The sequence below is a fragment of the Paracoccus fontiphilus genome (assembly GCF_017356265.1).
GTDB lineage: Bacteria > Pseudomonadota > Alphaproteobacteria > Rhodobacterales > Rhodobacteraceae > Paracoccus > Paracoccus fontiphilus.
Genome location: NZ_JAFNAW010000008.1, coordinates 66,547 through 87,063 on the forward strand (window position 1 = coordinate 66,547; position 20,517 = coordinate 87,063).

Genomic DNA, 20,517 nt, shown 5'->3' on the forward strand with positions numbered 1-20,517 from the left:
CGCACTGCGCCTTGTCTTCGTCGCAGACGATGCCCGGGTTGGCTTATCTGGGATCCTGCCGCGTCCTTGACGGTGTGTCAGCAGATATATGGCATCCTGCTCGGGAACCAAGTTCCGAGATATCGCCTGTCGCACTGCCGGGAGCGCAAAGCTTTGCTGTTCGACTGTCGTCTGTGCCTGAAACACAACCGGCAGGAAAGCAGCTTTTCCTGCCTGGAATGCCGCTATGATGGGCCATGAGTGATGAGGGGAGGAAATAGTCATGACCATTGCCAAGAACACTGTGTGCCTGTGGTTCGACAAGGATGCCGAGGAGGCCGCGACCTTCTATGCATCTGTCTTTCCGGACAGCCGGGTGGAGGCGGTCCACTGCGCTCCTGACGACTATCCCTCAGGAAAGAAGGGCGATGTGCTGACCGTTCAGTTCACGGTCGCAGGGATCCCGTGCATCGGACTGAACGGCGGACCTGTCTTCAAGCCAGATGAGGCCTTCTCGTTCCAGATTGCCACCGATGACCAGCAAGAGACTGACCGGTACTGGAACGCCATTGTCAGCAATGGTGGCAGCGAAAGTGACTGCGGCTGGTGCAAGGATCGGTGGGGGGTCTCCTGGCAGATCACACCGCGCACGCTCACAGAAGCGATGATGGCAGGCGGCGAGGAAGCGCGGCGCGCCTTTGCCGCCATGATGAGCATGCGCAAGATCGACGTGGCAGCGATCGACGCGGCGCGCCGGGGATGAGCATCATGCTCTTGGCCGATCGCGCCTGACCCGCCAATCGCGTGTCATGCCGGTGCCGCGGCCGGTCGCGGCTGCAAGAGGGAGTTCGAAAAGGCGCAGCGCTGCTCTGGCGCTCGCGATCTGCACACGAACCTGCACCACATTGTCGTTGTTGAAGGGGAATGACCAGGATCGGCCTGTTGAATGCCGGTGCCAAAATCGAGCGGAGACGCTTCCCATAGGGCAGCTTCCTGCCTGACACGGTCGTTAGACACGACCCTCTTGAACGAGCGCCAACCCTCCCGCTCAAGGCGGCAACAGACAAGATGTTGCGGTGATCGGCAGTCTGTGAAGGCAAGGGGCAGGCGAAGTTTGCTCCGAAGGCAAAGGGGCAACTCTGAGCGATTGTCTCGTTTGTGCCTGAGGTTATCCCCTGTGAGGCAAACGCGTAGCACAGATGCATGCCCCTTGCAGATGCTGCATAGCAGCATCCCTAAGGTGTTCGTTGTGCACAAGCAGTGTTAGCGCCATCTTTGGTGCATCGAAGGTGCCAAGCCAATCCGGGCGAGGCGCACGCAAGAACAAAGACGCGAGACAAGGAAACACCATCATGGCCGCCATCGCCCACATCCAAACCGCCTCCTCCTCCTTTGGCTTTAGCCGGCTGTCGGCTGCGATCCAACGCCTGCAGGAAAACCGCGCCCGCCGCGTGATCTATCGCCAGACCGTGCGTGAACTGAACGCCCTGACCGAACGCGATCTCGATGATCTGGGGATCAGCCGCGCGATGATCACCCGCCTGGCCCATGAGGCAGCCTGGGGCGCGAAGTAAATTATAGACCTTCCCGCCCTCTTCTCCCTGGGGCCGGGACTGGTGGCATTCTTCTGCCAGAGAATGCCGCCCCATATAGCCGCTCCATTTGCGGCACCTGATGCGACGGACCTCTCTTCCTCCCAATGGTTCGATCGTTGGCGGCAACGGCCTCTCCTCCTCCCTGGCCTTGCCGCACCCATACGCGGCCTCTCCCTCCTCCCTGGGCCAGCGTTCCGCGGCAGCACCCACTCCTCCCTGGGTGCTGCCGCTTTTCCATGTTGGACACCGGAGTTGCGCGAACGCCTCCGGATCGACCGGAGTACCGGTCGTCCACTGAAAGGGTTGGTCTCATCCTCATCACCTGATCGGCCCTTCTCTGTCCGACCTTGAGGTCGGCTTTGCCGGAGACACCTTCATCAGCCTGGCCTTGCTGCTCCTGTCCTCCGGGCTTTCGATGGGCGCGAACGGAACCAGAACATGGAGCGCGTGTTTCTTTGAAGCATCCTGAGAAAGGTAGTGCCCCATGGCCGATGAAAACCCGAAATCCCACCCGACCGACAATGCTGAGAAAGATCCGGACACCTGGGTCAGCGGCGAAGATCCCATGACCGGCGCACAGGCGTCCTATCTCAAGACGTTGAGCGAGCAGGCCGACGATCCCGAGGCCTTTGACGACACCATCAGCAAGGCGGAGGCCTCGAAGCGCATCGATGCGCTGAAAGCCAAGCTGGGGTTGGACCAGTAGGGCTTCGCTGTCGGGAAGGCGGAGCGACATCCCAAAGGTCATGAGTCAGGGCTATAGTTTCGCAACGCGATGAGGTGCGGATGATCTGGTGTAGTACCCTTTTGTCAATCTGATGCTGGTCGAACACCGGGTCGTTACGAGAGCACTTCAGGCGACGGTGCCAAGGGGAAAGGTCACCGTGATGCCCAGAACTCTCTGCCCTCAGAAACTGTAGCCGACCCGTATGCCGACGCCCCATGCATGGCTGCCGTCGATCTCGGCGCGAGCTGTATCAGGCGTGCCGGTCTCGGGTCGGGCATCCCCCAGCTTGGTATAACTGATTCCGGTCGTGATCCTGATCCTGTCCTGCGTGTAGATGGCCGCCAGACTGACGCCCTTCCGGCCGTTGACCGGCGCCAGCGGCGAGACAAGGTCACTGCCGGATTTCTCGTAGGTGAGGCTGGCCACGCCAGACCAGGTCTCGGTGAACGTGCGGCCCACGCCGATGGTGAAGGTGGTGGTGTCGTCGAGATCCACAAGACCGCTACCGGTCACCTGAAGGAGCTTCTCAGGGTCCACGCGGAAGCTTGACCAATCCACCCAGCGGATGGAGCCGAAGACAAGGGTGGTGGGATCGATGCCGGTCTGGAACTCGAGGTTCCAGGATTTCGGCGTCTGGACCGTCAGCCTGGAACGCCCGTCCAGTAGCGGCAAGGCCGGCGCGGGGCCGGACCCGTCGGGGTCCACAAGAGGACCGGTCTCAGAGATGTCGAAGTCATGCTCGATTACCGCATTATAGGTCAGGGACACACGCGCGGCGATGTCCGGTCTTTCCCACGACACCCCGGCGAGCCACCCATAAGCGATATCCCTGTCCACATCGACACGGTAGCCGCTGATGGGACCGAACGCCGCGCCGGCCAAGGTCACGCGCCCATCCGTGCGCGCTCCGCGGAGACCGGCGTGCACCCCGAAGCCGCTTCCCGGAACAGCAAAGCGGATGATGCCGGTCAGGTCAGTGTTGTTGATGACCACGCCGGTTCCGCCGAGATTGAACGAACCATTGGCGGGATAAGCGATGTCAGCTCCGAATGGCTGGTCCAGGATGATGGCGGCTGACCAGAGATCATCGAACTGGTGCTTATAGGCAAAGCCAAAGTTGCTGTAGGAGCGCGCAACATTGCCGGTGCGCTCACCTCCGGGGTAGGGGCCAAGCGGCAGGTCTGTTCCTGTGACGCTGGGCGAGACATGGCCATAGTTCAGCTCGAGATAGTTGCCCGGCTCGAAAAGAGGACCGAGAAACTGGCTGCTCCGCTCGACACCGCCAGCAAAGACGGTCGTTCCGCACAGGAGCCAGACGGCAGTGCCGATACATGCGGTCTTCATGAAGGCCTCGCGTCAAAGCTCGGGTCTCATCACACGGCGTTTGCAAGCTGCCGCCAGCGAACGATAGCATAGGGAGAGCTGTCCACGGATGTGAAATGCTGCGCCGCTGATCCTGTGCTCGCGGCATGGATCAGGGGGGCGATACCGAACTGGCTTGGCGCTACCCTCCGCATGTCCATGCAACGGGGATTCACGTCATGGTTTTCCAATTATTGAAAGTTTCGACCTTTTACCTTGATCGCATCCAGATGCAGGTCCTTGATATAGATCTCTCGCGCCCTTGGGCCGACCGCGGCACCTTCTCGCATATCCCTTGCTCCCTGCCCATGCCGCGCCTTATCGCCGCGCCCTTGGGGAAGCGGAAACGCTGCGCCCCGCACGCCGACGCTGGCCAGCTCCCGCGACATGTCCTTGATCCGGTGCACCACGATATGAACGACCTCGCCCTCGCGCTGGATGCGCCCCTGCACGCCGATCATGCTAGCACCCAGCACGATCCGTCGGTGCGCCTCGAAGACCTTGGGCCAGACGACAAGGTTGGCGACACCCGTCTCGTCCTCGAGCGTGATGAACATCACCCCCTTGGCCGATCCAGGCCGTTGCCGGACCAGTACCAGGCCCGCGATCGCACACCAGCGGCGATCCCGGCTGGCCATGGCATCGGCGCAGGTGATGACCTTCCGCTCCTTTAGCGTCTCCCGAAGGAACGAGACCGGATGCCGGCGCAAGCTGAGGCCGGTGTGGCCATAGTCCTCGACCACCTCGCGGCCCAGAGTCATCGGCCGGAGTGTAACATCTGGTTCTTCAGTCTCTGCTCTGGTCGTGTCGTTCCGCCACTTGGGTATCGTTGCGTCCGCATCCTCCCGTGCTTCGCCTTCCTGCCGCTCCGCTGCCTCCCGCGCCGCGGCAAAAAGTGGCAGCTCCTCCGGTGCAAGCCCCTTGATAGCCCAGAGCGCGTCGCGGCGGCTGAGCCCGAGCAAGGGCTGGAACCCATCCGCCTCGGCAATGCGGGTCAGGGTGGTGATCGGCACCCGCACCCGGCGCCAGAGGTCTTCGACCGAGGCAAAGGGCTGATCGGCCCGTGCAGCGACAATGCTGGCAGCATGGGCATTGGCCAGCCCCTTGATCATCCTGAGTCCAAGGCGCACGGCAAAGCGGCTGCCCTCGTCCTCGGGCCGTCCTGTCGGCTCCAGTGTGCAGTCCCAACGGGAGGCATTGACGCAGACGGGCCGGATCTCGACGCCGTGCTCCTGCGCGTCCCGGACGATCTGTGCGGGGGCATAGAAGCCCATCGGCTGGCTGTTCAGGAGCGCCGCACAGAAGGCATCCGGGTGCCAGCACTTCAGCCAGGCACTGGCATAAGCCACGAGCGCAAAGGAGGCTGCGTGGCTTTCCGGAAAGCCGTAGGAGCCAAAGCCCTCGAGCTGGCGGAAGGTGCGCTCGGCGAAGTCGGGATCGTAGCCGCGCGCCACCATGCCGGTGACGAGCTTGTCCTTGAAGGCAGACACCCCGCCGGTGAACTTGAAGGTGGCCATGGACTTGCGGAGCATGTCCGCCTCGCCGGGGGTGAAGCCCGCGCATTCGATGGCGACCCGCATGGCCTGCTCCTGGAAGAGCGGCACACCCAGTGTCTTGCCCAGCACCTTCTCGAGTTCGGGTGTGGGATACTCCACCGGCTCCAGCCCCTCCCGCCTGCGCAGATAGGGATGGACCATGTCGCCCTGGATGGGGCCGGGACGGACAATGGCCACCTGCACCACCAGGTCATAGTAGGTGCGGGGCTTCATCCTCGGCAGCATGGCCATCTGCGCCCGGCTCTCGATCTGGAAGGTGCCGAGCGTGTCGGCCTTCCTGATCATCGCATAGGTGCGCGGATCCTCGGGCGGGATGGTGGCCAGATCATGGGAGACGCCCTTGTGCGCCTCGATGAGCGCCAGCCCCTTGGCCATGCAGGTGAGCATGCCCAGGGCCAGCACATCGACCTTCATGAAGCGCAATGCGTCGATGTCGTCCTTGTCCCATTCGATGATCTGCCGGTCCTCCATCGTGGCAGGCTCGATCGGCACCAGATCATCCAGACGATCCTGAGTGAGGACAAACCCGCCCGGATGCTGCGACAGGTGCCGGGGAAAGCCCATGAGCTGGCGGGCGAGATCCAGCGTCAGCCGCAGGCGGCGATCGGAGGGGTCCAGGTTCAGCTCCCTGATCTGCACCTCGCTCACGCCCTCCTCGGACCAGGCCCAGATCTGGCCAGAGAGGGTCTGGATCAGGTCCTCGGGCAAGCCCATGGCCTTGCCGACATCGCGCAAGGCGCCCTTGGCGCGGTAGCGGATCACCGTGGCGCAAAGGGCTGCGCGGTCGCGGCCATAGGTGGCGTAGACCCACTGGATCACCTCCTCGCGGCGCTCGTGCTCGAAGTCCACGTCAATGTCGGGTGGCTCATGACGTTCCTCGGAGACGAAGCGTTCAAAGAGAAGATCATTGCGGCCCGGATCAATGGCGGTGATGCCCAGCACATAGCAGACGGCGGAGTTCGCGGCCGAGCCGCGGCCCTGGCAGAGAATGTTCCGCGAGCGGGCAAAGCGGACGATGCTGTGGACGGTCAGGAAGTAGGGGGCGTAGGACAGCTTGCCGATGAGGCGCAGCTCGTGGGCCAGCGACGCCTTTACCTCATCCGGCACGCCCTCGGGATATCGGGATGCTGCGCCCTCCCAGGTCAGCCGCTCCAGCGTCTCCTGCGGGGTGAGGCTTGGGTCGTCCCGCTCCTCGGGATACTGGTAGCGAAGTTCATCCACCGAGAAGCGGCAGCGGGACACGATCTCTGCCGTCCGGGCCAGGGCTTCCGGGTAGCGCGAGAACAGCCGCTGCATCTCGGCAGGGGGCTTCAGATACCGGTCCGCATGGCGCTCGCGGCGAAAGCCCAGGGCTTCGACAGTCACAGTGTGGCGGATGGCGGTGACCACATCCTGCAGGATGCGCCGGGACGGCTCGTGATAGAGCACGTCATTGGTGATGACCGTCGGGACCCGCAGGCAGGCAGCCATGGTGGACAGCTCATGCAGCCGCAGCTGGTCATTGGGGCGGCGCAGCAGGGTGAGGGCCAGATAGGCACGATCGCCGAAGACATCGCGCAGCCGGCGCAGGCGCAGAGCACAGGTGTCGTCGGCCAGATCCGGCACCAGCACGGCGATTAGGCCCTCGGCGTGCTCGGCGACATCCGCCCAGTCTATATGGCACTTGCCCTTGCCGGCGCGGGACTTGCCGAGCGTCAGCAAGCGGCAGAGACGGCCATAGCCCGCTCGGTTCATGGGATAGACCAGCAGCGCCATGCCGCAGGCGAGGTCCAAGCGGCAGCCTACCACCAGCCGGACCCCGGTGGCCTTGGCGGCCTCCCAGGCCCGGACGACACCCGCAAGCGTGTTGCGGTCGGTCACGGCCAGGGCCTCAATGCCCATCATCGCCGCCGTGGCGAACAGCTCCTCAGCCGAGGAGGCCCCGCGCAGGAAGGAGAAGGGCGAGGTCACCTGCAGCTCGGCATAGCGGGGCCCGGTCATCCGATGACACCGTTCATCCGAACACCCCGTGCAGGAACCAGCGATGACTGCCGGTTTCGGCATGCTCACCGTCGCCCGCGCGAAACACCCAATAGCGCTCGCCGGCCTCATCCTCGATGCGGAAGTAGTCCCGCACCGCGATCATCTCGGCGTCGTGCTTCCACCATTCGCCGAAGACCCGCTCGGGTCCGTCGGCGCGGGCCACCTTGCGGCGGATACCGCGCCAGGTGATGGAGGCCGGCGGATGATCAGGCAGCAGCGCCAGCGTCTCGATTGGCTCGGGCCGGGGCAAGAGGCGCGCGGGCCGCGGCCAGTGATCGGGCCAGCCGACACCGACAGGTTCGGAAAGGGCCGCGATGCGGGTGACCGAGCGCTCGGGCACATCGCTGGCGACAGGCGCCATCCGGTAGATGCCGCGCGCGCCCACGCGGTTGGCCAGCACATCGACGAGGCCGGAGAGATCCGGGGCAGGGGCTTCCAGAAGCGAGCTGGCCATCTGGCGTGCCTCCAACGGTTCCACCATCACGGCGGTGAGCGACAGGATCTCGATGCCGTAGCCCGGCGAGATGGTCTCGATCTTCTCGCACAGGAGCCGGGTCAGCCGCTGCGGGTCGCGCTGCGGTCGGGCCAGGCCCACGCGCACGGTCTGCACATGGGCATCGACCCGCCAGCAGAGCAGATCGAGCCTGCGGGCACCAAGGCCGCGTTCCTCCAGGGCCGCGCAAAGCTGGACCACCAGCTTGCCGATGTAGCGGGCGATGGTCTCGGCGGCAGCAATGGGTTCAGCGAAGGCGCGACGCACCTCGACAAGCTCCGGCGGGCGCAGTGGCTCGATCGGCTCGGAGGCATGACCCAGAGCCTGATCCAGCCTGCGGCAGAGGTCGGGGCCAAAGCGCCGGGTCAGCGGTGCGCGGGGTTGATGGAGAAGATCGCCGATGCAGACAAAGCCCAGGGTGCGGAGGCTCGCGAGCGTCGCGGGCGGCAGCCGCAGGGCCGCGAGGGGCAGGGGGCTCAGCAGCGCCTCGGCTGTGCCCGGTGCGGCCACATGCATCGGCGCTGCGACGTGGCGGGCCAAGGCATGGGCGGCGCCCCAGGTGTCGGCAACGGCGGCACGAGCCGTGACGCCAGACATCACCAACCGGCCGATCAGCGTCTCCAGCATGGCCTCCTCGCCGCCATGGAGATGATCGGCACCGGTCGAGTCGATCACCAGCCCGTCGGGCGGATCGACCGCCACGATCGGCGAGACCCGCTGCAGCACCCAGAGCGCCAGCCGCTCCAAGGAAGCGGCATCGGCTGCCGGATCATGGGGCATCACCTGCAGGTCCGGGACCATCGCCTGAGCCTTGCTCACCGGCATGCCGACGGTGAGGCCCAGCTCCTGCGCCACAGCACAGGCGGCCGTCACCAGCCGGCGGTTGCCGGCCCGACCGGCAAGCACCAGCGGCCTTTCATCCGAGGCAGCTGTTCCCTCAGGCGCCGACCGCCTGAGCCGGTCGATCGGCCAGAGCGGCAGGGTGACCGAGATGACCCGTGCCATCGCATGCCTCCAGTTCAATATCGAGACTTTCTCCCGCCCGTGCCCGGATCAGCTCGATGAGCCAGCGGGCCCGGCCGAGACCGGGAACGGGCAAGGGGGCGGAGGGCAGGACCGAGATGCGCCAGCGGGTCATCGCCGCCGTGGGCTGACCGAAGTCGTAGGCCTCCTGCTGACGTCGCCAGCGGCGAAGCGCAATGCCCGTGGTGCCTGATCCCTTGGCCGCCAGGTGCAGCCGGCGCGAGGCGGTCATCGACAGCCGCGCGACATCCGCCACGACGGCGCCAAGACCACCATGGCGCAGGCCTTCCTCCATGCAGGCCAGCACCGAAACATCGTCGCCAGCCTCGACATAGATCACCCGGTCAGGACCGAGGCCCGCCTGTTCGAGGCCAGGGGCGAACAGATCGGCTTGCGTCACGCACCAGAGCACCTGTCCGGGAAGCCGCGCGGCAATACCCGCTGCGAAGCACGAGGCTGCCGCACCATCCACCGCACCGTTGCCGCCGCCCGCCACCTCGTGCAGGCAGCCCAGTGCCAGACCGCCACCGGGCAGGCGGCGGTCAAGGTCCGGCACCCCGAAGGGCAGCACCTCGCGAGCCGGTCCACCCTCGCCCTCCATGGCCGCGATCTGCTCGCGCAGCGCAGCAAGGGCAGGGTTGAAGGGTCGGACGGGCATAGCGACAGGAACTCCAAAGCAGTTGCAAACAAACAGAATCGTTCCTGTTTTGTTCCATTCTGCCTGAGGCTGTCAATCCAAGGTAGGCCATTGATCTGGGGATATCTCAGAAGCCTGTTTGCGTTATGCTGCCGTCCCCAGCGAAAAGGTGACGCGTGTGCAATCTTTATAGCCTCACGACCAACCAGCAAGCGATCCGTGACCTGGCGCAGGTCATGCAGGACACCCTTGGCAATCTGGAGCCAAGCCTCGACGTCTATCCCGACCGCCCTGCGCCGGTGGTGCGCAATACGGCCGAGGGGCGCGAACTGGCCCGGCTGACCTGGGGCATGCCGACGCCGCCGCAGTTCCTAAAGTCCAGCGACGCGCCCGACACCGGTGTGACCAACATCCGCAACACCCAGAGCCCCCACTGGCGCCGCTGGCTGGGTGTCCCGAACCGCTGTCTGGTGCCAGCCACTGCATTGTCGGAATACGGGCAGAAGCCATACCCTGTCACCAAGCGCAAGCCGCTGCACTGGTTCGCGCTTGATGACAGCCGGCCGCTGTTCTTCTTCGCGGGCATCTGGACGTCGTGGACCGGCACGCGGGGTTCGATGAAAACCCCGCGTCCGGGGGATCACCAGCTCTTTGCCTTCCTGACCTCCGAGCCGAACGCGGTGGTCGGGAAAGTCCACCCCAAGGCCATGCCGGTGATCCTCACCGCCCCCGACGAGATCGAGATGTGGATGACCGCCGATTGGGGCGAAGCGAAGGCGCTGCAGAGGCCTCTTGCAGACGACGCGCTGATCTTGCTGCCGCCTGAGCCACCCAGCGAGCCACAAGGGCGGCTGTTCTGACAAGAAGGGCCGGAGACGTGAAGATCGCCACTTACAACATCAACGGCATCAATGGTCGGCCGGAGACGCTGCTGACCTGGCTGGCTGAGACGCAGCCCGACATCGTCTGCTTGCAGGAACTGAAGGCACCCCAGGCAAAGTTCCCGGAGCGGCAGCTGCAAGAGGCCGGCTACGGCTCTGTGTGGCACGGACAAAGCCGCTGGAATGGCGTGGCGATCCTGTCGCGGGATAGCGAGCCGGTGCTCACGCGCCGCGGTTTGCCGCGGGATCCTGATCCCAGCCAGAGCCGCTATATCGAGGCTGCGGTGAATGGCGTGCTGGTTGGCTGTCTTTATGCCCCAAACGGAAATCCCGCACCCGGACGCAAATGGGATTACAAACTCGCCTGGCTAAAGCAGTTTACCGTTCATGCAAAACAGCTACTCGCCCTGGATGTCCCGGTGATCCTTGCTGGGGACTACAATATCATTCCCACCGAACGGGATGTCTATAATCCGGATCGCTGGCGCGATGACGCCCTGTTTCTGCCAGAGGTCCGAAAAGCCTATGCGTCTCTTCTGAAACAGGGCTGGTGTGATGCAATAGCGACCATCCATCCAGACGAGGCCGTTTACACCTTCTGGGATTATCTGCGACAGGCCTGGGAGCGGAATGCCGGATTGCGGCTCGATCATCTCCTGCTCTCGCCCGCTTTGGCAGCACGGCTCAACGATGCGGGGGTGGACCGGGATATGCGCGCTCAGCCAAAAGCCAGCGATCATGCTCCAGCCTGGGTTGACCTCGATATTGATTGATCCGATTTCCTCTCAAAAACAATGTATCTCGTAGATTAGCGGCTTTCCTGTCAGGAAAGGTTTCTGTATTGCGGCAGGCAAATGAGGAGACCGTCATTGACATCAACTATAACGACCTGTCACTCGAGCAGCTGAAAGAGATCAACAAGAAATCAGCAGCCGCCATTGCTGATTTCGAGAACCGCCAGAAAAAGGAAGCCATCCAGAAGGCGACCGAAATTGCCAAGGCGGCTGGTTTTGCCTCGCTCGAAGACATGCTGGCCGCTCAACCCGCCAAACAAAAGGCCGAGCCGAAATACCGCCATCCTGAAAACTCTGAGCTGACCTGGAGCGGTCGCGGCCGCAAGCCCGGCTGGATTGCCGAAGCCCTGGAATCCGGAAAGTCGCTGGACGATTTCGCGATCTGATTGGGGCGCTGATCCCGGGGCTTGCACCCGATCACACGTGCAAGCTCCAGTTCAACAAGTCCGTCGGTCTGAGTGTTCCATTAGGTCCGGTAAGCTAAACTTGGCTTGCGCTCAGCACATCACGGCACAACGCTTCGATCGTTTCTTCGGACAGAGCATCAGGATCAAAGGCACCGCCGATATCGTGACGGGCAGCAAGGTCACCGTCGAGCTTAGAAGTCTCGGCCAGTTGCATACTCGACTGCCCGCATAAACGCGTCTCTATGGGACCTGCCAGCAGCACATGGATATGGCGGTGACGCACATCCTGCATGATCCGCATGAAGCATTGGGCCACGGCCGTTTTGCCGCCTTCAAGCCATTGCAGGAAGTCTTCCTCGCCCACAATCAACAAACCGGATAGTCCATCACGGGCGTTGTTGTGCCGTGATTGGGCCAGGATATGCTCCAGCGTGTTTTCAGTAATGCCACCGTGGTTTGACACATAGACAAGCCGAGTGAGCTGCATGGTTTTCGGCGCCCCGGGCTGTTCGCTTGAAATCGTCTAATCCATGAAGGTCATTTTGTTCAATTTGGCACGTGACGCAATCTGTCATTGTGCTGACATCCGTCAGTGGGCGAACCTCCACCGCAAGGAATTAAAAAGACCCTCGCTGCCGCTACGAGCAGCGAAGGCCCTCCCTGAAGAATGTGCATCTGCTCTTGACGCTGGCTCCTTATGCGGAAGCAATCTCCCTCAGCAGCCGGAATGAAGACCTCATTCAGCCGTACGGGAGGCTTCGACCATTTCCGTGGGCACTTGAGCCAGATCCGCATCTTGAGTCACTGCCGTGTTGGGCTCTGTGCTCCCTTCCGCAATGGCAGCCTTGGGCTCAGCATCACCGGCCGGCATTGAACTGACTGACCCGTCTTCAGACGCTGGCTTTGCTTTGCGCCCCCGTGCTGGCTTCGGCGCCTCAGCGCCGTCTTCCCCTACGGCTTTCGGTTTGCGGCCTCTGGCTTTCACCGATCCATCCGCTGATGCTTCGGCTGCCACCTTGGAGGAGCGTCCGCGCCGCGCTTTAGGCGCTTCTGCGCTGTCTTCCGTCACAGCCTTTGGCTTGCGACCCCGGGTCTTTGCTGGCGCCTCTGCTGAGGCTTTAGCTGCCGCATCGGTTGCCTCGCCACCGCTGGCGTCCGCAGTGTCCGCAGCCGTTTTCGCCCCAGCCCTGCGCTTCGGCTGGCGGCGCGTCGCGGTTGTCTCGGCCGGGGAGGATGCGCGTGCAGCGTCTTCCGCGTCGATCTCGCGTTCCGCCTGTGACCAGTGTTGCGCATCCCGGCCATGGAGTTGGCCTTCCTGCTCCCAGAGGGAATGGGCCCGTTCCTGGATCCGTCGTGTGCGTTCGGCAGTCATGATGTGTCCTCGTGTTTCCCATGAGACTCTGATCTCCTCGGCTTTGAGTGCGAGAGTGGCCAGAATTCAACTCTTTACGCCGACACCGTGACACGCTCATGCATCCTTGCCAATGGGGTCTCGTCGGCAGATCCAGCCAGGCATAGGAGACACGCTGTCGTGATCTGGGCACTCTGACCGGCCCCTGAACTTTCATCCAGACGCGACGGTAGTCCGGTGGCCATGGCGCTGTTACACACTTGGACAGCTTGAAAAGACCAGTTGATGATCGTCCAGATGAAGAGAGTAGCAGGATGAGCGCGCAAATACCTGATGCGCCGTGGTTTTGTTCCATAAATCGGATTATCACCTCAGGAGAGTATAGCCGGGCACATTCCATTCTGGAATGCATCACTCGATAGTTTCCTGAAACACTTCAGGAGGATGTGATGCGGCGCCCTTTCACCAACCTGACGCTGGACGAACGCCGTGTGATATCGCGGCTGCTGCAGGCCAAGGTGCCGAAGACGAAGATTGCGCAGATGCTCGGCCGCAGTCGCTCGACCATCACCCGCGAAGTCAAACGCAACTGGTGGCATGACAAGGATGTGCCACAGGCTGATGGCTACTGGCATGTGACGGCTCAGTCCCAGGCTGATCGTAGGCGGTCACGCCGGCGCAAGCTCGAGCGTCTTCCGGACTTGCGCGCCGAAGTGATCCGCTGTCTGCACGAAGGCTGGTCACCCGAACAGATTGCGGGTCGGCTCAGGATTGAACCTGCCGCCCCGCACCGGCTCTGCCATGAGACGATCTACCAGTATGTCTACTCTGCCGAAGGTCAGTCCGCGCAACTGGCGCGCCTCCTGCCCGAGCGGCGCCGAAAGCGGAAGCCACGCTATGCTCGCACGCCGCGCAACCGGGTCTTTCCTGTGGAAGCAAGCATCCACAACCGGCCGCCTGAGATCAACGATCGCAGCCAGTTTGGCAATTGGGAGGGTGATTTGATGATCTTTGAGCGTGCTCAAGGTGACGCCAATGTGGCGACGCTGATCGAACGCAAGACCCGCTACACGGTTCTGCTGCGCAACAACGATAGGAAATCCAAGCCCCTCATGAACCGCCTGATCCACGAGATGTCACCCCTGCCCGCCGAGGCGCGGCGCTCGATCACCTTTGACCGCGGCCTGGAGTTCGTGGCCTGGCGCGAGTTGGAGAGCGGCATGGGCACAAGGGCATGGTTCTGCGACCCGCAGGCGCCGTGGCAAAAAGGCTCGGTCGAGAACATGAACAGGCGGCTCCGCCGCTACCTGCCTCGGGACACTGCTGTGTTGCATCTGACACCGCGTTCGATGAGGATGATGTGCCAGCGCCTGAACGCCACGCCGCGCAAATGCCTGGGCTACCGAACACCCACCGAAGCGTTTCGAGATGAGCTGATACGATTGGAGGCACCATGACGAACCCTGCCCCGCAGGACTGGTGCATTCAGAATGGAGCCTGCAAACCGCGAGAGCCATCAGCAGACGGAAAGGCTGACGCTTAGATCATCGCAGCCGAGGGCGAGCGTTTCCACCTTTATATAAAGCCCGCATAGGACGACCCCCGAGCACGCTCTCGATACTGGCAATGAGCCCGCGCCAACGCCAGGCCGCGCAGAAACCTGGAGATGTCGCCACCACAGTGCCAGCCAAGCGTCCGCGGACGCCGCGAATAGCGTTAAGCACGGCGCTCTGCCATTCAATGTCGCTAAGCCGGTAGGGCGGGCATGCGGCAGATCCGCCGTTGAAATCGTTGGCAAAGACGTCGAGGTCGATATGGAGGATGACGAGCTCCTCGGGCTGCGCATTGAAGGCAGCGTCGACATCCAGAGTGGCGAGATACTGATGCGGTCCGCCATCTACGCCCACGCGTTCCACGCCCGCGAAGGAGTGGTCTGGGAGAAAGCTGTAGCTCAGTGGGACCGTGACGAGCGTGGACTGGCCAAGCGGGATGTGCACGTTCCCGGGAGGCACAAGATGGCGCACTGTGACAGGTCCTGCGCCAGGGCGTGCCATAAGTCCCAGAAGCGCGGCAGTGAGCCAGTTTCCGATATTAACGGCCCCGCTGCAGATCGCCCCAACCCAATTTTTCGGATCTGTCGCGTCAAATGAGCATCGGCGCATTGGGTCCAAAAAGGTTCCCGAGGTTGTCCATGCGAGCAGTGTGGGCCCTAGGTCTAGGTGATCGTCTAGATGCAAAAGCGTCACAGGTGTGCCTGGGGGTGCACCCTGCAGCATACACGCCAGAAAATGTCCTGACCAACTGTCCTCCAGGCAGATGCGTAGAGGCACGGACACGTCCCGGACTAAATTCTGCGCGGGCCCGTCCTCGAGGCCCAGCGATACAGCGACGTGTGCGGCGTGCGGGTCGGCGGCATGATGGGAAGAATCCTGCCCGTCAACCCAGAGAGAGCGCCCGTTGGCCGATAAGCAATGGGCCGAGCTCGTCACCGCCGGCAAGAGCGCTTGGCGCGTCTTAGGGAAATCGGGAGCATCCCGGGGAAGCGGCTGGCAGCGCAGCGGCCTGTTTGTATACTTTAAGACCCCAGAGGACACCGATTCTCCTTTGGCACGCTTGCGCCGGTCGGCTAGGCTTTCTGCAAAGAGATAAGCGTTGCACGGTTTAGAAAGCCAGCCTTAATGCGCCAATCCGCACATAGCGTCGCAAAGGATTTCCCCGGTCACGTGCGGATTGCACGGGATATCGGCGCGCTTTATGCTGCCGATGCTGCGGCCCCATACGCCCGTCCCGATCTCCTTATCCTCGAAAAGGGGCTATGGAGCGAGGCCCTCGCTGCCGCCTTTGCTACAAAATCGTGGCCAATCGATTTGGTTGAGTCGCTTGACCTGCCGAAGGGCCACCATTGGATGTTCGCTCGATCGGACGCGCAGGACCCCACCGGATACGACCCGCCTCTCAGTTCGGCTGACCTCCGTGTACTGCGGGCTGCCGCGGGGATAGAGAGACCAGCGCGGGGCAACATTCGCTGCACATGGTGGATCCGGCGTTATGACCGGCGCACGTCGTCGGACGGTGATGCAAGCTTCTTCGACCGGATATCAGAAGCCGGGTCCGTTAGGGGACCGGTCGCGCGAGCATTGCTTGATGCGATCCGAAGCCTCCAGGCCGCGGCTGCAAGCGCAGGCGGCTTGCTTCTTGTCGAGCAGATCACCATCGTTCTCGCCAAGGACGCCTCCGCGCCCCTCGCGACCCTGACGCCCCGGCTGCATGCCGATGAGTATTATGGTCGGCGGGAGACAGCCATCGCTGCGTTGCTGGAACGTGGATGGAGCCCATGGGGTGGCGCTATGTTTCTTCCTACGCTGCGGATGAGCGATCTCGACAGTGCAGGGCCAATAGGGCTAGACGAACTCGACGTTGCGGCGGCAGGCGCGCCGATCCTCATACCCGGCTCGGGCGACGTCCTTCTTTATGACGGAATGATTGGGCCCCACGGCCAAGTGGATCGCGGCCTCGGCACCCCGCATATCTCCGCCGACATCGCTGGACTAAGCGCGCGCCTTGTCGTCCTAATGCGCCATGCGTCCCCGCCTGCCCCTGCGGGTCAGGCGTAGCCAAGCCGTTCTTGATAAGATGCAAAGCGGGTCGAGACATCTTGTTCCACGCGCTCCGGCATGTCGTTGCGCCAAGCCCCGCTCTGCCCCCGGTGCAAATGCCCCTCTGAGATCCACCGCTCCACCGGGATGCCTCCACCGCCTTTCGCACGCGCCATCGCTTTGAAGCAGTGCGCCTGGGCGATTTTCGAGATTGTCTTTGCAGGTATCGTGACCTTCCAGAAGGTCATCATCTTAGCAAGGCCCTTCTTGGGATCGACTAGGAGATCCTCGAAACGCAGGATCGGGAAGGCGCGGGCAGAAACGAGGTCAAGCCAAGGCTCGAAATCCCCGTGCCCGAAGCGGGGACTCGCACGCAGAAGTCCCAGCAGATGCTCGAAGTAGAACGCTTCGATGCCTGGGAAGCGCGGAGCATCGTATCCTGCACGCAGGTCGTTGCGCTGAGTTTCGTTGAACCAGGAGACGACGATGTCCCGGAGGTCCCGTACGAGGACAACGCAGCGGACTTCCGGTGCTGCCAGCTCCGCAAGGCCGTCATAGGTATGGGCGAAGCTGACCCGTGCTTGTGCTCCCTCTGGTAGCGCCGCAGCTAGCATGGCCGCGACCCACAACGTGCCGGACTTGGGCATACTGTTGATTAGGAAGCTCCATTCGGCGGGAACTTTGGCGATCGGTCTTGGCTTCATCACGTGTCGCGCAAATTGCGACCCTGAATGAAGATCGAACGGCGGCGGCGAATTGGCCCCCGTCGCATCGCCGGCATCCAATCGCATTCCATGCGCTTGTGTCATCAACCTACGCCGCTGATCCCACGCGCGGGGCACCATCTTCCGCCTCGTCCACCATGACAAAACACAGGCCGCGTTCCTTGATAAAGCCCAGATCGTGCTGCAGCGCGCTAAAACCGACGTCGATCGTGGCCATGTCATTCTCCACAGTGATGCTGTCGCCGAAGCGACTAATCAGTCGTCGGTACCTCTGGCTCTTGTCGATGCAGATTTTCTCTTCCTTGGCATTCGTGTCGGCAAATTCTCGAAGCTCCCGAGCCGCTTCTAGAATATGCTCGATCGTCGCCGCAATTCCATATGCAGCCTGAAACCGTAGCCTTTCGAAGTGCTCCCGTGGCGCGTTGCGATGCCCGAACGGACAGATGACATAGTCGTCGAGCACCGATTGCGGAACCGTGTCAATATGGGGAAGCGCCGGTGCCAATTTTTCTAGTAAGCTCTTCGCAGTTGCAGCATCTGCTGCGGCAGAGGACAGGGCGTCGGCAATCATGGAAATGTTTGCAATCGCGCTGTCCGAGAGACCCTTCGCGGTGAGACCCACAGCGAGGTCGAAACTCGTGCTCTTCTGAACTATGTCGTCGAGCGCCCACTCAATCCCCTGCCTCATATGCAGGTGCCCGTTACGGACAATCAGGTAGTTCGGCAACCCGTGGGTCATGCTCCAGCTGGTAAGCAGGCAACGTGCGTAGAATTCGAGGCGTGCCGCCGACCAGACCTCGACCTGCTTCTGCCTAGTGATCTTTTTCAAACGAGGGTCTATGTACCTGTACGCGATCAGCAGTTGCATGGCTGCGATGATCGCGCCCGCGCCCAGCCCGATCATTAGCCCTTCGGCCCATCTCTCCTGAACGACTCCCAAGATCATCGGTCAGATCGCCCATAGCACCCCGTAATCGCAACCACGCTTTCCCCTGGAGCCAAGGCAGGGCGCTCGTGCCAGATCTCCGAGCCGCGGCCAAGGACGATTGAACCCGCCACGGTGGGGATCGTCAGGCGGGGGTTAGCGACGCTATCGCGCTCCTTGCCATACACATGGAGGACGAGCCCCGTTTCCTGGCCATCTGGATCAGGCCCGTCAGCCTCTAGATAAACAAGGATTGTGACGGCACATCGTTCCGCCGGAGTGTCAAGATGTGCGCCCAAGTGGGAGTGTGCGTCGTAGCGCGTTAGGCAACTAATTTCCTCAGAGAGAGAATACTCGCCGCCGAAATGGCGGGTGAGTAGGCCCGTCAAAGCCGGATCGCGCAGGAAGCCTAGCGCATAGGGCCCCAACGAAGTCAGATGCGCGCGGTATCGCAACTCGCCCTTGGCATCTTCTGCGAGCACGGCGTCCGCAAGCCGCGCTCGTGCCTCCGCCTGCATCGCCGCCAATGCGGACGGGCTGATGGCCTCCGGGAAGAGCCCAAAGCCGTAGCGAGCGATGCTCCGGGACGCGGCCTGATGATCGATCGACGCAAGCACGGAGTTGTTCATACCGGCAACCCATGGTGCGCGGAGGTCGCGACATGCGCCTCAAGGTCGTCGAGCAATGCGTCGGTCAGCGCCTTGACGTGGATAACGCATTCCGGCGTCTCAGAACCGTCGAAGTTTCCGTGGCGCGCGAACTTCGTCAGTTCAAATCCTCCAGGGCAAACCCCGAAATAAGGGCAGGCCGCTGCGCAGGCCGCGCGACTCTGCTCAAAATCGCGTGCTATGATCGCGAGTTTCTGCGATGTGGCAATCTCAAGCAGGGAGGTGTCGCGGATATTACCGAGCGACATCCCGCCCTCGTAGCGGTTTGGGAACGCATCGGGCGCAAGGCCTGCGTAGAAGCTCGTCACCAACCCGTTCGCGTCAATGTTAAGCGATTGCAGCGGCGCGGTTGCTTGCGCTTCGTACTCGTCAACACACTCACTACGTGCGGTGAGAATGCGGCGTAGTCCAAGTGTCAGATTCTTTATTTCAAAGTCATAACCCCACTCCGTGCGCGACTTGGTCAGTTGGAGGAGCCGTTTGTAGAAACTGCGATACCGCTCACGGTCGGACGCGTTGTAATTCAGCGCGGGGTCTGCTGAGGCACCGCCATCGGCTAGCACGTTGAAGTGGAAACCTCGGATCTGGCTGCGGCGCTCCCAGAAAAACTCGAAGAAGGCGTCTGGATCGGCGAGCGTCAAGTTTGTGACGACTGCAATGACTTTCGGTGCGATCCCGTAACTCGCCAGCAGGTCGAACGCTCGGACGACCGCGGCATGGCTCGCCCTCCCGGCCCAGTTTTTGCGGAATGTGTCATGCATACTGACCGGTCCATCGCAACTGATCCCGAGGTCGAGATGGGAGGCGTGCCGCAAAAAGAAGGCGCACCACGCCTCATCGATCAATACACCGTTTGTCTGGATATCGAAGCGTACATCAACATCTTCTCGCTCGCAGGCCATGCGGGTTTGAAGAATGCGGGTGATCGCATCTTCATAGTAGCCAATTGGGAGTGTTAACGGCTCGCCCGAGTGCCAGATCACAGTCAAAGAGTCGCCAAGGAACGGGCTCTCAAAGATCTCTTGGAAGCTTCGCTCAATCAGATCTGGCGCCATCTGAATTCGCGTCCGGCGGCTCTCACGGCTTAGATCGCAATAGGTACAATTAAGGTTACAAAAAGGGGTGCCTTGAAGAACCACTAGGTCGATCCGGTATTCGGAAGGCACAAGCGTCTCCAGATTTAAAATGAAAACCGGGATTCAGATGAACCTGCGCCCCGGTAAAGATAATCGGGAATGCGCACCGCGACCGGCCTCGAATTCCCGTATTGTCTGACGTCTAGCGGCGCATCGCTGGACCCCAGCTGTTTGGGAGAGTGCCGTCGCTCTTCTCGGCGCTTTCCACGACCACGTGATCGTTAAGGGCACCCTTCTGATGCGCGGCGACAGCATCGGCAATGCGTGCGGAAACGTCTGAGTTATAATGTCTCATTTGTCTGAGCTCCGGTTTGATGGAATTACTTAATTAGGATGCCACACGCTAATAAAATTTCAACAATGTTTTTTAGGCCGTTTGCGGCGGCTGCACCCCATTGATCTTTTCGTTGTTGCGGCGCGGTCTGCTGCCTGGATGTCGTGCTGTGAGTTCAAGGGGGAGTCCTGGACGAGGTCATTGTGAGGCGATGGTCTGCTTTTACAAAGGCGCAGGGCATCACGGCATTGATATCCTTGGCCAAGTGGCCATAGGCGCAGGGTTCGATGCTGTTCAGCTGTCAAGTGACACCCACAACGCGCCCGCCGGGCTGAAAGCTCTCGGCCGCGATCCGCGCCTTTACGG

The 20,517-nt window shown here is 62.1% G+C and carries 18 protein-coding genes; 7 read left to right on the plus strand and 11 right to left on the minus strand.

Translation table 11 applies throughout. The annotated features are described in order from the left end of the window. Positions 1 to 262: 262 nt before the first annotated feature. From J0F76_RS04940 to J0F76_RS04950, 3 genes are all read left to right on the plus strand, one after another. Positions 263 to 742, plus strand: coding sequence for a VOC family protein (locus J0F76_RS04940; protein ID WP_207466364.1), 480 nt, complete (start codon positions 263 to 265; stop codon positions 740 to 742). Between the two features lie 589 nt (positions 743 to 1,331). Continuing rightward, the gene (locus J0F76_RS04945) at positions 1,332 to 1,553 is read left to right on the plus strand and encodes a DUF1127 domain-containing protein (RefSeq protein ID WP_207466366.1); all 222 of its coding nucleotides are present in this window, start codon (positions 1,332 to 1,334) and stop codon (positions 1,551 to 1,553) included. A gap of 505 nt (positions 1,554 to 2,058) precedes the next feature. Then, complete coding sequence (locus J0F76_RS04950) at positions 2,059 to 2,280, plus strand: DUF3072 domain-containing protein (protein ID WP_207466368.1); 222 nt, start codon at positions 2,059 to 2,061, stop codon at positions 2,278 to 2,280. A 201-nt stretch (positions 2,281 to 2,481) separates the two neighbouring features. Here J0F76_RS04950 and J0F76_RS04955 read toward each other — a convergent pair whose 3' ends face one another. The 4 genes from J0F76_RS04955 to J0F76_RS04970 all read right to left on the minus strand — a co-directional run bounded on the left by J0F76_RS04955 (position 2,482) and on the right by J0F76_RS04970 (position 9,415). Then, positions 2,482 to 3,645: an OmpP1/FadL family transporter gene (locus J0F76_RS04955; RefSeq protein ID WP_207466370.1), complete on the minus strand. Its 1,164-nt coding sequence runs from the start codon at positions 3,643 to 3,645 to the stop codon at positions 2,482 to 2,484. 209 nt (positions 3,646 to 3,854) lie between these two features. Next, positions 3,855 to 7,199, minus strand: a complete 3,345-nt coding sequence (locus J0F76_RS04960; protein WP_207466372.1) for an error-prone DNA polymerase — start codon at positions 7,197 to 7,199, stop codon at positions 3,855 to 3,857. Positions 7,200 to 7,212: 13 nt separating this feature from the next. Next, the gene (locus tag J0F76_RS04965) at positions 7,213 to 8,739 is read right to left on the minus strand and encodes a Y-family DNA polymerase (RefSeq protein ID WP_207466374.1); all 1,527 of its coding nucleotides are present in this window, start codon (positions 8,737 to 8,739) and stop codon (positions 7,213 to 7,215) included. Then, a complete protein-coding gene (locus J0F76_RS04970; protein WP_207466376.1) occupies positions 8,672 to 9,415 on the minus strand; it encodes an ImuA family protein in 744 nt (247 codons plus the stop codon). The genes J0F76_RS04965 and J0F76_RS04970 overlap by 68 nt, the downstream gene beginning before the upstream one ends. 155 nt (positions 9,416 to 9,570) lie before the next feature. On the opposite strand from J0F76_RS04970, the gene J0F76_RS04975 reads away from it, so the two are divergent. The 3 genes from J0F76_RS04975 (at position 9,571) to J0F76_RS04985 (ending at position 11,455) form a co-directional block, all read left to right on the plus strand. Continuing rightward, the gene (locus J0F76_RS04975; RefSeq protein ID WP_207466378.1) at positions 9,571 to 10,254 is read left to right on the plus strand and encodes an SOS response-associated peptidase; all 684 of its coding nucleotides are present in this window, start codon (positions 9,571 to 9,573) and stop codon (positions 10,252 to 10,254) included. Between the two features lie 17 nt (positions 10,255 to 10,271). Next, the gene (xth, locus tag J0F76_RS04980; protein WP_207466380.1) at positions 10,272 to 11,048 is read left to right on the plus strand and encodes an exodeoxyribonuclease III; all 777 of its coding nucleotides are present in this window, start codon (positions 10,272 to 10,274) and stop codon (positions 11,046 to 11,048) included. Between the two features lie 68 nt (positions 11,049 to 11,116). Further along, positions 11,117 to 11,455: an H-NS histone family protein gene (locus tag J0F76_RS04985; RefSeq protein ID WP_207466382.1), complete on the plus strand. Its 339-nt coding sequence runs from the start codon at positions 11,117 to 11,119 to the stop codon at positions 11,453 to 11,455. Positions 11,456 to 11,549: 94 nt separating this feature from the next. On the opposite strand, the gene J0F76_RS04990 is transcribed toward J0F76_RS04985, so the two are convergent. Beyond that, positions 11,550 to 11,963: a BLUF domain-containing protein gene (locus J0F76_RS04990; protein ID WP_207466384.1), complete on the minus strand. Its 414-nt coding sequence runs from the start codon at positions 11,961 to 11,963 to the stop codon at positions 11,550 to 11,552. A gap of 249 nt (positions 11,964 to 12,212) precedes the next feature. Beyond that, positions 12,213 to 12,848, minus strand: a complete 636-nt coding sequence (locus J0F76_RS04995) for a DUF2934 domain-containing protein (RefSeq protein ID WP_207466386.1) — start codon at positions 12,846 to 12,848, stop codon at positions 12,213 to 12,215. A 428-nt stretch (positions 12,849 to 13,276) separates the two neighbouring features. Between J0F76_RS04995 and J0F76_RS05000 the strand changes: the two genes are divergently transcribed. Continuing rightward, the gene (locus tag J0F76_RS05000; RefSeq protein WP_207466387.1) at positions 13,277 to 14,284 is read left to right on the plus strand and encodes an IS30 family transposase; all 1,008 of its coding nucleotides are present in this window, start codon (positions 13,277 to 13,279) and stop codon (positions 14,282 to 14,284) included. An 87-nt stretch (positions 14,285 to 14,371) separates the two neighbouring features. Here J0F76_RS05000 and J0F76_RS05005 read toward each other — a convergent pair whose 3' ends face one another. The 5 genes from J0F76_RS05005 to J0F76_RS05025 form a co-directional block, all read right to left on the minus strand. After that, positions 14,372 to 14,824 carry a hypothetical protein gene (locus J0F76_RS05005; protein WP_207466389.1) on the minus strand — a complete coding sequence of 151 codons (453 nt, stop codon included), beginning with the start codon at positions 14,822 to 14,824 and terminating at the stop codon, positions 14,372 to 14,374. A gap of 1,607 nt (positions 14,825 to 16,431) precedes the next feature. Continuing rightward, positions 16,432 to 17,214 (minus strand): sulfotransferase domain-containing protein, encoded by a 783-nt coding sequence (locus tag J0F76_RS05010; RefSeq protein WP_207466391.1) that lies wholly within the window; start codon positions 17,212 to 17,214, stop codon positions 16,432 to 16,434. A gap of 22 nt (positions 17,215 to 17,236) precedes the next feature. After that, positions 17,237 to 18,052 (minus strand): hypothetical protein, encoded by an 816-nt coding sequence (locus J0F76_RS05015; RefSeq protein ID WP_207466393.1) that lies wholly within the window; start codon positions 18,050 to 18,052, stop codon positions 17,237 to 17,239. A 38-nt stretch (positions 18,053 to 18,090) separates the two neighbouring features. After that, positions 18,091 to 18,702, minus strand: a complete 612-nt coding sequence (locus J0F76_RS05020; RefSeq protein ID WP_207466394.1) for a hypothetical protein — start codon at positions 18,700 to 18,702, stop codon at positions 18,091 to 18,093. Then, positions 18,699 to 19,907 carry a radical SAM protein gene (locus tag J0F76_RS05025; protein WP_207466396.1) on the minus strand — a complete coding sequence of 403 codons (1,209 nt, stop codon included), beginning with the start codon at positions 19,905 to 19,907 and terminating at the stop codon, positions 18,699 to 18,701. The genes J0F76_RS05020 and J0F76_RS05025 overlap by 4 nt, the downstream gene beginning before the upstream one ends. Positions 19,908 to 20,517 lie beyond the last annotated feature (610 nt).

Coding starts and splice junctions, on each gene's coding strand:
- J0F76_RS04965 (WP_207466374.1), bottom strand. CDS start 8,739: ATGGCACGGGTCATCTCGGTCACCCTGCCGCTCTGGCCGATCGACCGG.
- J0F76_RS04940 (WP_207466364.1), top strand. CDS start 263: ATGACCATTGCCAAGAACACTGTGTGCCTGTGGTTCGACAAGGATGCC.
- J0F76_RS04960 (WP_207466372.1), bottom strand. CDS start 7,199: ATGACCGGGCCCCGCTATGCCGAGCTGCAGGTGACCTCGCCCTTCTCC.
- J0F76_RS04955 (WP_207466370.1), bottom strand. CDS start 3,645: ATGAAGACCGCATGTATCGGCACTGCCGTCTGGCTCCTGTGCGGAACG.
- J0F76_RS05015 (WP_207466393.1), bottom strand. CDS start 18,052: ATGATCGGGCTGGGCGCGGGCGCGATCATCGCAGCCATGCAACTGCTG.
- J0F76_RS05000 (WP_207466387.1), top strand. CDS start 13,277: ATGCGGCGCCCTTTCACCAACCTGACGCTGGACGAACGCCGTGTGATA.
- J0F76_RS04990 (WP_207466384.1), bottom strand. CDS start 11,963: ATGCAGCTCACTCGGCTTGTCTATGTGTCAAACCACGGTGGCATTACT.
- J0F76_RS04950 (WP_207466368.1), top strand. CDS start 2,059: ATGGCCGATGAAAACCCGAAATCCCACCCGACCGACAATGCTGAGAAA.
- J0F76_RS05010 (WP_207466391.1), bottom strand. CDS start 17,214: ATGCGATTGGATGCCGGCGATGCGACGGGGGCCAATTCGCCGCCGCCG.
- J0F76_RS04995 (WP_207466386.1), bottom strand. CDS start 12,848: ATGACTGCCGAACGCACACGACGGATCCAGGAACGGGCCCATTCCCTC.
- J0F76_RS04970 (WP_207466376.1), bottom strand. CDS start 9,415: ATGCCCGTCCGACCCTTCAACCCTGCCCTTGCTGCGCTGCGCGAGCAG.
- J0F76_RS04945 (WP_207466366.1), top strand. CDS start 1,332: ATGGCCGCCATCGCCCACATCCAAACCGCCTCCTCCTCCTTTGGCTTT.
- J0F76_RS05020 (WP_207466394.1), bottom strand. CDS start 18,702: ATGAACAACTCCGTGCTTGCGTCGATCGATCATCAGGCCGCGTCCCGG.